This window comes from Candidatus Jettenia sp. AMX1, assembly GCF_030263775.1.
In the GTDB taxonomy this organism is placed as follows: Bacteria; Planctomycetota; Brocadiia; order Brocadiales; family Brocadiaceae; genus Jettenia; species Jettenia caeni.
Genome location: NZ_SZPP01000015.1, coordinates 87,118 through 100,395, shown reverse-complemented (window position 1 = coordinate 100,395; position 13,278 = coordinate 87,118). Strand labels below are relative to the sequence as shown.

Genomic DNA, 13,278 nt, shown 5'->3' with positions numbered 1-13,278 from the left:
GGATGTTTAATATGATTGCGCGCATATCAATCGTATAACAAAAAGGGGTGGATAACTGGAAATTCGCTCTGGCCAGTTGGACGGACTTTTAATTTGGTATGAAGTATTAAGAGCATGCAGGAGATGAATAATGACAAAACTTTTAGAAAAGGCATTTGAAGAAGTGGCAAAGCTTCCGGAAAAGGAACAAAATACCTTTGCCAGTTGGATCCTTGAAGAACTTGCCTCCGAGCAACGCTGGGAGAAAGCATTTACTGACTCACAGGATAAGCTCGCTAAATTAGCAGACGAAGCGCTTGCAGAACATCGCGAAGGTTAAAACCCATGTGCTTGACCCAGAGAACGTATGAAATCTTACACAACTCAGCGCTTTCGCAAGGCAATAGAACTATTGTCAGAAGACGTTCGAAAACAGGCAAGGGCAGAATATAATAAACTCATATCACAGATTGCAGGATGACAGTAGGAAAATTTCGGCGTTGCCTACGGCGCGCCCACTTAGTTTATAAGTGGCTGCGGTATGAGGGGGAGAAGCCGGTCCATCCTGCGCTTTTAATTATAAGGAGATTTTATTGTGAAAATATCAGATTTAACGATTGAAGAGTTTGAAGATCTGCTTCGCAAAACAATAGAGGAAGAGATTGAGGACCTCTACATCATGTTAGACCCTACCATAAAGGCAAAGATTGAGGAAGGGTTAGCGGATATCAGGGAGGGTAAGGTTGTTTCCTTGGATGACCTTATAGCCAGAAGGAAGACTAACCGTGGGAAGGTTTAAGGTTGTCTTGTCTGATAAAGCTGGCAAAGATACCGATGCATTATCAGACGATGACTTTGATCGCGTAGTAAACGGATGCAAACGGCTTGAAGATAATCCGTTCCCCGACGGTAAGCACATCAAGAAGCTTAGAGGTTACGAAGATCTCTATCGTTTAAGAATTGGTGATTACCGGATCGTCTTTGAATGGAAAGGATCGCAAATTAACATCGCAAGAATTCTCACCAGGCAGGATTTTGGGAAAAAGTATTAAATCAAACATAATGCAGGATGACAGTAGGAAAATTTCGGCGTTGTCTACGGCGTGGAACACACGTAGAGACGCAAAATGTTGCGTCTCTACAGTGTCTGCGATATGAGGGGGAGAAGCCGGCCCTCCATCCTGCAAAATATAAGGGCATGCAACTTCAACAGGGTTATTCCAGGAACTTTCATTTTTTAACCATCCTTTTTGTGGTCATACCTTTCTATTTTCTTCAATTGTAGTCAAACTATAGTTACTTTTTTCTAAAATTTGCATTCCCTCCCTCAAACTTTCAATGTTATAATGGTTTGTGCTTTTCGGACCAGTAGTGAAGGGTCATTTTGGGTAAAATAGGTGATGAAAGGAGGTCCGAAAAGATAGGGATGAGAAAGCGTTTTCATTCAGAGTTTATGACAAAAGTAGTCCTGGAGGCAATAAAAGGAGAAAAGACAATAGCGGAGTTATCGTCGGAATACGAAGTACACAATAGGACGCAGATAGTAAATTGGCGGAAACGAGCATGAGATGAGCTGGCAGAGATATTCCAGGGGTAGGGAAAGAATGCAATCTTCCATGAGGCAGATAGGGTTGTATCTTATTCCATAGATAATATGTGAAAAATTAGAGAAGGGAAAAAGGTCAAAAAGTATGAAAGCATTTCGTTTTAAAATCTTGAGGTGATACTGTTTATGATTAGTAGAGGAATCTCCCCATCATCCCCTCTTTCGCAAGGAGGGGATCGAAGCAAAAGAGGGAAATGATAGGGAAGACTTATATGTTTAAGATAAATAGAAAAATACATACCAAATTATGAAATAAAGAGAAAATTAATTAAAATCTTATTACTCCATATCTAAAAACATCTTTAAAAAATTGATACAATCTTGTTTTTACCGTTAATTAATATTAAGAATAAGATATTATTTTATAATTACTTACATTAATATAATGTTTGAGTATTATTGACTGGCATGTGAATGATAAAAAGGCAAGGGAGTATAATTTTAATTTTTTGTAATTTCACTACATATTTGAAATAGTCACAGCAAGAAGTGTGACATGGCACAAGGGTGTGACGTCTGAAAGTGTGACATGGCAAGGTAGAAACGCAACTCATATTGCCTTAAAAAAACATATTTTTCATTCAGACAAGAATAAGTTCAACGATGTTAAAAGTATTTTTAACTTTAAAAAATAAGAAGTTTTTCCAAAATTTGCCACAATGCTTTCTCTTAATAAGTTGAGTTTGTATATTGCAATTGTGTGGCAATTTTTTATGAGAAAGGAAAGTAGAAAAATATGTTACAGAAAAAATACTTCTGGATGAATCTTGTATGTTTTTACTTTTTATTTACCCTCTCATTTGAGATAAAAGCAGTATTTTCGGATGAAATAAAAATGATTGATGGTAATATTTTAGAAGGAGAGATAGGAAAAGTTAACGAAGAAGCATTTTCTTTTCGAAAGGAAGATGGAAGCGAGATTGATATTCAACTGAAGGATGTAAATTTTATTTCCAAAGGTAATGAGATTATTATTGTAAATCATTCAAAAGAAGGGCTTTCCATCCTTAGGCTGCCGAAACCAGAGAATATCTCTATAAAAAATATTGATTACACAACAACTGATACACTTATTTTACCCGGAACAGAAATTGAATCAACGGAAGTTGCCGATGAAGAAACAGAACAGATACTGGAATTTACTGATGACGGACAACCTTCTGACACTGACAAAAAAGTTCAATCAACATCGGAACAGCCATCTTCTGTTAGCGCTGAAGAGGTTGTTCAAACAGAGGAAAAAGAAGTAATACCTCCGCAGAGGACGTGGAAAGGAAATGTTGATGCAGGTATGAATATCAAAGATGGAAATACAGAGTCTGCTACAACCCATATAAAAGGCAGTTACGCAAATATAAGAAGTTTGGATAATATATTTTTTGATGCACTGATACTCTATGAAACCGTAACCGATAAAGCTACCGATGAAGATGTAGAGACTGCCAATGAGCAGCGCGCTACGGGAAAATATGAATACAAGCATACCCTCAGACTCTATTCTTTTTTTAACCAATACTTTGAGCATGATGAGATCGAGAGGTTAAGTTATCGGTCTATTTCATCTCCGGGTGTTGGTTATCGGTTCATCGATAAAGAGCATTTAAAATACAAAGCAGAAGCTGGCCCCGCGTATACTTATGAAAGGTTTCACGGTGGAATTACAGATGAGTATTTAGGTATAAGGATCGGTCAGTATTTAGATTGGCGTATACTCGACACAATAACATTTTACGCAAAAGCAGAGTATGTACAGAGCGCTGAAAATACCAGCGATTGGCGTGTGGATTCTGGTTTAGGAGTCAGGCATAATTTAACAAAATCCATTGCATTGAGTTTAGAACTCCTTGATCAGTATGATAACACACCGGCTGAAGGAGCGGAAAAAGAGGATAGGACGCTTATTGGTAGCGTAGGCTATAGTTTTTAGAGAGGTCAAAGAAGGATATAGATATCTCCTCCATTGGATAATAATGAGGGTTGACTCTGTATGCATCAAGCTAAGGATTTCTATGTTCATGAGCTTCATGAGTAGAATAGGTTTCAACCCTTTCCCTCCTGAGGAACCATACGATCAGGTACTTCTGAATTCGGGAAACAGAGTTTCCCGTACAAGTATGTTCCCAAACAGACAGACTGGGTCAAATGAATTTTGTTCTTTGATAATTTCACGGATAATAAAAGATAAAGAGGCAATAATTTCTTAAAGCCAGTTCTTTTTAGCTTGCCATGATGAAGTTACTTAACTTTTCTAGCACAAAGGCAGTAATCCCTTTCTTGTTACATTGCCTGTAACTTTAAGATGAGGGCTGGAACTCCAACAAGAGTTATCATTCGGGCTATGTTGAAACAGGTAGAGAGAACAGAAAGCTCTGCATTGACCCCTTGTGTTCCCCGTAACAAGAATTGGCCTGCTCCTAAATTCCGTTTCATGTGCCCAAAGGGTAATTCTACCTTTTCTTTTCTCAATCGGTACACCTCTTGTCCCTGAGGACTCTGATACAAAGCTTCAAGATGTTCTTTGAGTTCTTCATCTCTCAATCGGATTACTCTTCTGCCATCTCGACAAGAAGTGCAAACTCCAAAATGGGGACATTCCCGGCAGTCTTTCCCCTTTGCTTTGTATGCTCTTTTGTCTGGATCAGAGAAAGCTGCGCCACTATAGGTGAGTCTTTTTCCCCGGGGACAAACATATTCATCTGTGGTGGAATTATACCGGAATTGCTCCTTGCCAAAGGGTTTTACTTGAGTTGATTATCAAATTGATTGAGATCATGATTCTCACTGACTGCTTCGGTTGAGACAATCAAACCATGCTTTTCATCAACTACCATTTGAGCATTATATGAGGCATGGGTTCCCTGACGCCCTTTCGCTTTTACACAATCCTGATCAACGGTATTGATCGATGACTTCTTGGTCTCCTGAAGGGTCTTTGCGATGTCCTGAATCGTTGCCGGTAATTTCTCTTGATCCATCAGTTCCTTGGTTATCTTAACCAGAGACTCTTTTTCCTCTTCTTGCTGGTCAAGACGTTCTGCCTCATCTACTAAACGATCGATGTTCTTTGAAATATTCTCAAGATACTCTTCACACTTTTTCTCAGTCCAGGTATTCTTGATAGAGGCATTTGCTCGAAATTTACTGCCATCAATAAATAAGGTGTTTCCCTCAACAAGATCGAGTTTCATACACAGTTTTACACTCATTTTGAGAACGTTTTTAATGGCTTCTTTATTTTCACTGCGAAATCTGGCTATGGTTCGATAATCGGGTTTTAACCCGGACACGAGCCAGATAAACGGGAGATTATGATGACAAGCTCTTTCGAGCCTTCTGGAGCTACGATTACCGTAGGAATATCCATAAATAATCAGTTTTAACATCGCTTGGGGATAATATTCATGGGCCCCTGCCTTATCGCCTTGGACAAGAATCCCTAATTCTTCTAGATTAAGAGCATCTACAAATGCATCATATACTCTTACGGGATCTTCAGGGCCAATGTATTGATCTATTGTTGGAGGAAAAAAGTTATTTGCATTCGATTTCCTATTTTATATGCCATGGTATATCTCCTTGGTCCTCTTGAACTATTTGATTTTCAAAAGATTATACCCTATATAAACCTTGTTTCATCAATAAACACTATATATAGATAGATTTTCTCATTTGACCCAGTCTGAGAGTTTGGGAACAAGCCAACAAGCCACTAAAGCTTAGCTTGATTGTATAGAAATTTTTATTTTATGTAAGCGGTTTTCAGGGTGGCACGGACAAACGGAGTTTGCCCGTGCTTGCTTCAAATGCCAACGTGGATAGGGAATATAACACACTGACAAACAGAGTTTGTCAGTGCCACCCTTGACTAAACGACAACTTGATGCATATGGGATTGACCTTAAGCCGGAAGCTGCTTCTATTTACACGGTTTTTGACCGACATGGATAGTAACGATCCCGAGTGTCCTTGAGTATATTTTTACATCCTCAAGTCCGCAAGCTTCCATCTGTGTTTGTAAACCATACCGGTCCGGGAAGTTTAATACCGATGTGGGGAGATATGAGTATGCGTTATATCTGCTGCGTGAAATGAGCCTTCCAATAAAAGGTAGTATCCTTTTAAAATACGTGTAATAGATTGTGTTGAATAGGGGGCTTGTAGGTTGCGAAAACTCCAGGATTACAACGCGGCCCCCTGGGGCTGTTATTCTCATCATTTCGGTAATGCCAGACTTCAAATCCGATACATTCCTTATTCCAAAGGCTACAGCAGAGATTTGAAAATAGTTATCATGGAAAGGCAATCGTAAAGTATCGGCCTCAATAACTTGTATTCTATCCGAAAGTTTTCTCTTCCTGAGTTTATGATCTGCAATCCTTACCATTTCATGACAAAAGTCACTTCCAATAACTTTACCATCCTGATTTAGTACCTTAGAGTAAGCAATTGCCAGATCGCCAGTTCCTGTACACACATCAAGAACATGTGCGTCAGGAGCAACGTTACTGACCTTTACAGCAAATTTTCGCCATTTTTTATCAAAGTTAAAACTTAAAATAGTATTTAAGAGGTCATATACCCTTGCGATTGAGCCAAACATTTGCTGGATATAATCACCCTTTTTTGTTAATAATTCAGTTTGTGTAAGCATCTCTTTTTAAATTTTTTGTAAAATTCGTGCAAATTCGTGTTCATTCGTGGCTAAATTCCATATAAATTCCACTTTTTATTCACCAGATTAACGACCTCTGGTGACATCTTGATATCGTCAGGCCATTCCCTGGGAAAGCCTTCTTCAGGCCATTTTTTTGTGGCATCGATACCCATCTTCGAGCCGATTTTAGGCAGGGCGGATGCATGTTCGAGGGCATCAAGCGGACCATCCACAAAGGTAATATCCCTGCGCGGGTCTACATTGTTTCCCACCCGCCACATTACCTCATCCACACTTTGTACATTAACATCCTTATCGACCACCACAATGATCTTAGTAAACATCATCTGCCCCATACCCCATATCCCGTGCATAACCTTCTTCGCCTGGAATGGGTATCGTTTATCGATAGAGAGAAAAGCAAAGTTGTGAAAGACGCCAAAGAGAGGCAAGTTCATATCGATAATCTCAGGAATCATGAGCTTTAAAAGTGGGAGAAACAATCGTTCCGTTGCTTTTCCCATATAGCAATCTTCCATAGGAGGTTTGCCCACAATGGTAGTGGGATAGATTGGCTCTCTCCGCTGCGTGATGCAGGTAATGTGAAATACCGGATAATAATCAGCGGGCGAATAATAACCGGTATGGTCGCCAAAAGGGCCTTCAATATGGGTTTCCTTGGGATCAACATATCCCTCCAGTATAATCTCTGCGTTTGCAGGCACTTCCATATCGATCGTCTTGCAGGCTACCATTTCTACGTTCTTTTTTCTCAAAAAACCTGCAAAGACCATTTCATCTACTTCCGGTGGAACAGGCGCCGTAGCTGCATAGGTAATGGCGGGGTCGCAGCCCAGTGCTACGGCCACGGGCATGCACTTGTCTTCTCTCTGATAATCCCGATAGTGCCGGGCTCCATCATGGTGGATATGCCAGTGCATACCGGTTGTCTTATCGTCGTAAACGTGCATACGGTACATACCGACATTTCTATTACCTGTTTTCAGATTTTTTGTAAAGACTAATGGGAGCGTGATAAATTTACCGCCATCCCCCGGCCAACACTTAATGATAGGTATTTTTGCGAGGGATGGTTCTGTTTCATATACAACTTCCTGGCAAGGCGCGTGCTTTACGGTTTTAGGAGGAAATTTTGAGAATGTCATTAACAGGTGTGGGATAAACTTGATTTTGTCAATAAAGCTTGATGGTATTTCAGGCTTAACAAGATTCGCTATTTCCTGTGCAATCTCATCTACGTTTTTTACATGAAGAGCCATAGCCATGCGCTCATACGAGCCAAAGGCGTTGATAAGAATCGGTATTGAATATCCCTTTACCTTTTCAAAGAGAAGAGCAGGGCCGTATGCCTTGGAGATTCGGTCAGTAATCTCTGTAACTTCCAATTCAGCAGAGACCTCTGTTTTAATGCGCTTTAACTGCCCGGAGTCTTCCAGTTTTCTTATAAAATCTGATAAATCTTGATAAGCCATAGTTATTTACTATAAAAAATAAGGTGTAGAATGTAAATCTTTACGATATTGAACCATAAAGCCGCACAGGTATAAAATGTTGATACTATTCGAATTATCGTGAATGAATCTATAAATAACCGTATAGGTGTTAAAAACTTTATTAAAATACAACATTGTAACAAAAAAAACAAATGATATTTATTACCACTATGGTATAATTACATACTTAAATGTATTTAGATTTAAATAAAAGTATAGGGGAGAAAATACGGTTTTACAAGACGAGAATATATGAACCCTAATTTTTTTATACGCGATATTCCCATATGTGGGGATTTAATTTTGTCTCCTATGGCAGGATTTTCCGATATTCCTTATAGGCTCATTTGCCGGGAATTTGGTATGGCAATGAGTTGTGCAGAAGTGGTTTCTATGGACGGGGTGTTGTGGAAAAACAGGAAAACCTTTCAATTGCTTGATTTTAGACCAGTTGAGAGACCTGTCTCATTTCAGATACTTGGTAACGATGAAGATAAAATTGCGGAGGCCAGTCGCATGATGGAAGCGCTGGGGCCGGATGTTATCGATGTCAATATGGGCTGTTCTGTGTCGGATATAGCCGGCAAAGGAGCCGGGGCAGGGCTTCTGAAAAATCCCCAAAAGATTAGAAAGATTTTCCAGAAATTAACGAAAGTGCTCCGTGTTCCGGTAACCGGTAAAATTCGGTTAGGATGGGACGATAAGTCACGCAACTATCTGGATGTTGCCCGGATTCTCGAAGAAAATGGCGCCGCACTTATTGCCGTTCATGGCCGTACAAGATCTCAATTCTTTCGCGGCAAGGCCGATTGGGATGCGATTGCAGAGGTTAAGCAGGCTGTAAAGATCCCGGTAATTGGTAATGGCGATGTAAGATGTGTCGCAGATATTGAACGCATGAAACAGCATACCGGGTGCGATGGTGTAATGATTGGACGGGCCGCTATCGGCCATCCATGGATTTTTCAACGCAGGGACAGAAGTCAGATAACATACCGTGAAAAGATCGAACTCATCCGGCGCCATATATCACTTATGCAGGCATACTATGGAAAGGAGATCGGTATTATCCTTTTCCGCAAGCATATAGTTAAATATATTATGTCCATGCCCATGGCTACTGAGTTGCGTCCCTATTTATTACAATGCGATAGTTCCGAAGAGATCCTCGAACTTGTGACTTCTCATGTGGAGCGTATCCAGGAGCATAAGGTTGCGTAAGGTATTTGATTTCGGATACGGATGAATGTAGCTTATCAGAATATTTATTTGACAGGATTGGCAAGATAGACAGGATATGAGAAAGGATAGTAAAAGATGGGCAGGACAGGCTGAAAAACAATAGAGTAAAGAGGATAAAAATTCTGTAAATCCCGTCTAAAATTGAATAACAGTGCATCATTCATAATTAAAAAAAAGAAAGAACAATGAAAACAGGTATTGTATTAATTTCACATGGCAGTAAATTGAGCAGCGGCAATGATGGGTTATTTAAGGTGGCTGATATGCTGCGTGCAATGAATCGGTGGGACATGGTAGAAGGGGCCTTTTTGCAATTGGCAGAACCGGGATTTGGAGAAGTCGTAAAAAGAATCGTTGAGCATGGAATTCATCGGATCGTAGTGGTACCGTTGTTATTATTCAAAGGAAACCATGTCTACAAAGATATCCCTGAAATGATGGAAAACGAAAAGGCAAAATACCCACAGGCAGAGTTTCTCTATGCCGATAATATCGGCGCAGATGAGCGGATTGCCCTGATTGCCGCTGACCGTATTTATGAGGCATTGATAGAAAAACAGTACGGAGGCAAACCTCGTATCGAACAGCCACAGGACATTGTTGACGAGAGCTTTGAGATTATTGATAAACTCGTTGATTTACAATCTGTACCAGAACTGCACAGGCCAATCATTCAACGCGCTATTCATGCTACCGGTGATACAGAATATGCATATAATTTGATTTTCCACCCAAAGGCTGTCGGGGCAGGTATACGCTCTTTGAAAGACGGGAAGAATATTGTCACTGATGTGAATATGGTTAAATCCGGAATCAATAAAGGGCCTGTTGAGAAGTTTGGGGGTAAGATAATTTGTAAAATTGCCGAGAAATCTGTTGCTGAGGACGCAAATCGTTTGGGTAAAACTCGCGCCATAGTAGCTATGCAGCAATCTATTCATGAGATGAAAGATGGGATTGTCGCCATAGGCAATGCTCCTACTGCCTTGTTTGAACTCATTGATCTGATAAAAAAAGGGTTGGCACAACCGGCTCTCGTGATAGGTATTCCGGTTGGTTTTGTAGGCGCAGTTGAGGCAAAATATGCGTTAAAGGATGTCTCTATTCCTTATATAACCAACACAAACCGGAAGGGCGGTAGCGCTGTGGCGGTATCGATCGTTAATGCGCTTATAAAATTAGCTAAAGAGTAGTAAAGTTTTTGTAACACGTTCAATCATAATCCTATTTTGATGTATGTCTTTACGATCTGGTTATACAACAGGAAGTTGTGCAACAGCGGCAGCTAAGGCAGCAGCTATCGGCTTAATGAAGGGAAAGATTCCCGATGAGGTGGAGATTGATACCCCGATTGGGGTAAAACTTAAACTGGGCATCCTCGACAAGCGGTTGTCAGATATGGTGTCAGAGTGTGCTGTGCAGAAAGATGCCGGAGACGACCCTGATGTGACGAACGGATGCAGGATATATGCCCGGGTTGAGTGGATCGATACTGAGGCGATAGAAATCGACGGTGGTGAAGGAGTAGGCCGGGTTACGAAACCAGGACTGCAGGTAGCGGTGGGCAATGCTGCGATTAATCCTGTGCCAAGACGTATGATTGAAGATGCTGTAAGAGAAGCGATCGGCAGTGGTGTTGGAGTAAAGGTTATAATCTCTGTCCCTGAAGGGAGGACTTTAGGAGAAAAGACGTTCAATCCCAGACTCGGTATAACAGGGGGGATCTCCATTATCGGCACTACAGGGATTGTCCGTCCTATGTCAGAAGAATCTTTTAAAACATCTTTATTATGCGGACTTGACATCGCCCGGGGAATTGGATATGAGACGGCAGTCCTGGCGCCTGGCAGCCTCGGTGAACGTTCCATTCTGAATCTGGTTGATATCCCCAAGGACCAGGTTATCCAAATAAGCAATTTTGTCGGTTTTATGTTAGAGGAGGCGCAAAAAAGACTTTTCAAGAAGATTATACTTGCAGGACATCCAGGTAAACTGGCAAAGCTGTTACGGGGTGATTTCCATACCCACAGCGCTGTTTCAAAGCCTGCAAATGATATTCTGATAGATATTATGCAACGTGCTTCTCTTCCTGATAGCGTACTCAAGGCCTTAAAAGATGTTTCTACCGTAGAGGGGATAATTGAATTATTACGAGACAATTTCCTATCAGTTATGAACAAAGTAGCAGATGAGATAGAGGGGAAGGTATTGGCATTTTATAAGAATAAACAGTCGTCATTTGCTATTCCGGAGGCTGGTGTAATCTTATTTGATATGAAGGGTTCAGTTATTGGTATTTCACACATTGCTCAAACATGGCTAGAGATTACAAAAACAAAGTCGTTATCATCGGTTGTGGACCAGGGTTAAAGGCTTATATTTCTCCCAAGGCCCTCTATAATATTAACAAAGCCGATATCCTCGTAGGAAGCCGGCGTCTGTTAAAATTGTTTCCGGATATAGATGCTAAAAAAATGATCCTGGAAAAGAATTACAAAATTATGGTGGAGAGAATCAGTGCCTGGCGCTCTACAAAGCAGGTTGTAGTGCTGGTTAGTGGCGACCCGTGTTTTTTCAGTTATACAAAGATGCTGGCAAAAGACATAGGCCGTGAATCCTGCCTGATCATTCCCGGCATCAGCAGTATGCAGCTTGCCTTTGCGGCTATTGGCGAATGCTGGGACGATGCGTGCTTTATGAGTTTACACGGAAGAGATACCGAATATGCAGAGCTTGTGAAAAAGGTTAGAGAGCAGGGTAAGGTTGGAATATTGACAGACCATAAGAATACACCCGCTATTATTGCCCGCCGGTTATTAGAAAATGGAATCCGGGAGAGACGTATGTTTGTATGCGAGAATCTTTCCCTTCCGGATGAACGTGTCCACGAGGCAGATTTAATTTCTGCATTGAATATAAAGACAAATGGGCTGGTTGTGGTGATTATCACAAAGAAGTAATTGTTTCGTTAGCCACGAACTGACACGAATAGGCACGAATAAAAAAGGACATGGTACAAGTTTCGTTATAAATTTATATTCATGTATAGGATTTTTAATTCCGTAGGGCAACCCTTTAGGGTTGCTCTCCCCCATGCGCGTTCAGGCGAGGAGGAAGCAAGGCTAAAGCCTTGCCCTGCATTTATGTATAGGAAATTCAAAGTTTTTCATGATTTAATGTATAGGATTTCAAACTAACTATGTAGTGGCAAGGCGCGCCTTGCCACTACCGTATTTAACTCGTGGTCAAGTAACTATAAGGCATGTATTTTATTTGAATAAATTCGTGTTCATTCGTGTAAATTCGTGGCTAAACATTCTCCAGGTAATTTCTACGGCATCGGTTTAGGTCCGGGTGATCCGGAACTCCTTACGTTAAAAGCAATTCATACAATTCAGAAGGTGGACTATATTTTTGTTCCAAAATCTTCTTTAAAAGAAGATAGCCTGGCGCTGGAGATTGTTAAGGATTACGTAAAAGATAAAAAGGTAATAGAACAGGTGTATCCCATGACGAAGGATACCGCGATTCTCAATACCGCATGGTTTAAAGCTGCAGAAGAGGTATATGCTCAAGTCGTAGCCGGGCATGAAGTTGCTTATCTTACCCTTGGAGACCCCCTGACTTTTAGCACCTATATTTATTTGCTGCGCCATTTAACTTCTATGCTGCCAGATCAATGCATACACACCATTCCTGGTATCACTTCATATAATGCTGCTGCATGTTTAGCTAATTATCCGCTCCTGGCAGGGGATGAAAAATTGGCAGTAATTCCGGTACCAACAGATATGAATACATTACGCCCTATCCTTGAAACATTTAATACGGTTGTGATGATGAAGGTCGCCAAGAAATTGGATGAAGTGATTCAATTACTTGAGGAGTTAAAACTAGCAAAAAATGCTTTGTTTGCTTCTTACATTGGTCAGAAAAATGCATTTCTTACGTGCGATCTTATATCCCTGAAAAGCAGTGGAAGAGGGTATATGTCGGTTCTTATAGTGAAACAAAGGAAATAATGAAAAGAAATGAGTCTATAAACTGAGAGAAATTTGTCTAAGATTCTGGATAAATTTTAGAGAAAGATAGTCGGCCTCTAAAAGATTTCTGAAATGAAAATTAATTGTTAAAGTTTTCTTTATCTTTTTAAGTATTCGGTGATTAAAAGAGTAAAGAAAAGAAGAAATTAGATGCTTGTAATCTAATTCAGGAATGATTGGAATAATCTTTGCCATACTATTATGAAAATCGGTATAACGTTCTTTCTATGTTTCAAAACG

The 13,278-nt window shown here is 40.4% G+C and carries 14 protein-coding genes and 1 pseudogene; 10 read left to right on the top strand and 5 right to left on the bottom strand.

Annotated features, from left to right (window positions below):
• The first annotated feature begins 130 nt into the window (after positions 1-130).
• From FBQ94_RS05955 to FBQ94_RS05935, 5 genes are all read left to right on the top strand, one after another.
• Positions 131-319 carry a hypothetical protein gene (locus FBQ94_RS05955; protein ID WP_007222111.1) on the top strand — a complete coding sequence of 63 codons (189 nt, stop codon included), beginning with the start codon at positions 131-133 and terminating at the stop codon, positions 317-319.
• Positions 320-574: 255 nt separating this feature from the next.
• Positions 575-778: a hypothetical protein gene (locus FBQ94_RS05950; RefSeq protein ID WP_007222112.1), complete on the top strand. Its 204-nt coding sequence runs from the start codon at positions 575-577 to the stop codon at positions 776-778.
• The gene (locus tag FBQ94_RS05945) at positions 765-1,031 is read left to right on the top strand and encodes a type II toxin-antitoxin system RelE family toxin (protein ID WP_007222113.1); all 267 of its coding nucleotides are present in this window, start codon (positions 765-767) and stop codon (positions 1,029-1,031) included. The genes FBQ94_RS05950 and FBQ94_RS05945 overlap by 14 nt, the downstream gene beginning before the upstream one ends.
• A 332-nt stretch (positions 1,032-1,363) precedes the next feature.
• Complete coding sequence (locus FBQ94_RS05940; RefSeq protein WP_051006184.1) at positions 1,364-1,546, top strand: transposase; 183 nt, start codon at positions 1,364-1,366, stop codon at positions 1,544-1,546.
• Between the two features lie 775 nt (positions 1,547-2,321).
• Positions 2,322-3,512, top strand: coding sequence for a DUF481 domain-containing protein (locus FBQ94_RS05935; protein WP_007222115.1), 1,191 nt, complete (start codon positions 2,322-2,324; stop codon positions 3,510-3,512).
• Between the two features lie 350 nt (positions 3,513-3,862).
• On the opposite strand, the pseudogene FBQ94_RS05930 reads toward FBQ94_RS05935, so the two are convergent.
• From FBQ94_RS05930 to FBQ94_RS05910, 5 genes and pseudogenes are all read right to left on the bottom strand, one after another.
• Positions 3,863-4,213 (bottom strand): annotated as a pseudogene (locus tag FBQ94_RS05930) (transposase); the annotation flags it as partial.
• Complete coding sequence (locus FBQ94_RS05925; protein ID WP_285442043.1) at positions 4,129-4,317, bottom strand: hypothetical protein; 189 nt, start codon at positions 4,315-4,317, stop codon at positions 4,129-4,131. The gene FBQ94_RS05925 and the pseudogene FBQ94_RS05930, both read right to left, overlap by 85 nt.
• A 6-nt stretch (positions 4,318-4,323) precedes the next feature.
• A complete protein-coding gene (locus tag FBQ94_RS05920; RefSeq protein ID WP_502872683.1) occupies positions 4,324-5,088 on the bottom strand; it encodes a transposase in 765 nt (254 codons plus the stop codon).
• Between the two features lie 413 nt (positions 5,089-5,501).
• Positions 5,502-6,236 (bottom strand): bifunctional demethylmenaquinone methyltransferase/2-methoxy-6-polyprenyl-1,4-benzoquinol methylase UbiE, encoded by a 735-nt coding sequence (gene ubiE / locus FBQ94_RS05915; RefSeq protein ID WP_007222119.1) that lies wholly within the window; start codon positions 6,234-6,236, stop codon positions 5,502-5,504.
• Between the two features lie 50 nt (positions 6,237-6,286).
• Positions 6,287-7,732, bottom strand: a complete 1,446-nt coding sequence (locus FBQ94_RS05910; RefSeq protein WP_007222120.1) for a menaquinone biosynthesis decarboxylase — start codon at positions 7,730-7,732, stop codon at positions 6,287-6,289.
• A 273-nt stretch (positions 7,733-8,005) separates the two neighbouring features.
• Here FBQ94_RS05910 and dusB point away from each other — a divergent pair, with 273 nt between their 5' ends.
• From dusB to cobI, 5 genes are all read left to right on the top strand, one after another.
• Complete coding sequence (dusB, locus tag FBQ94_RS05905) at positions 8,006-8,974, top strand: tRNA dihydrouridine synthase DusB (protein WP_007222121.1); 969 nt, start codon at positions 8,006-8,008, stop codon at positions 8,972-8,974.
• Between the two features lie 206 nt (positions 8,975-9,180).
• Positions 9,181-10,188 carry a precorrin-8X methylmutase gene (locus FBQ94_RS05900; protein ID WP_007222123.1) on the top strand — a complete coding sequence of 336 codons (1,008 nt, stop codon included), beginning with the start codon at positions 9,181-9,183 and terminating at the stop codon, positions 10,186-10,188.
• Positions 10,189-10,231: 43 nt separating this feature from the next.
• Positions 10,232-11,365: a cobalt-precorrin-5B (C(1))-methyltransferase CbiD gene (cbiD, locus tag FBQ94_RS05895; protein WP_007222124.1), complete on the top strand. Its 1,134-nt coding sequence runs from the start codon at positions 10,232-10,234 to the stop codon at positions 11,363-11,365.
• On the top strand, positions 11,311-11,955 hold the full coding sequence (cbiE, locus tag FBQ94_RS05890) for a precorrin-6y C5,15-methyltransferase (decarboxylating) subunit CbiE (protein WP_040543737.1): 645 nt from the start codon (positions 11,311-11,313) through the stop codon (positions 11,953-11,955). Before cbiD ends, cbiE begins: the two co-directional genes overlap by 55 nt.
• Positions 11,956-12,300: 345 nt before the next feature.
• Complete coding sequence (gene cobI, locus FBQ94_RS05885; RefSeq protein ID WP_007222126.1) at positions 12,301-13,017, top strand: precorrin-2 C(20)-methyltransferase; 717 nt, start codon at positions 12,301-12,303, stop codon at positions 13,015-13,017.
• The last annotated feature ends 261 nt before the right edge of the window (positions 13,018-13,278 follow it).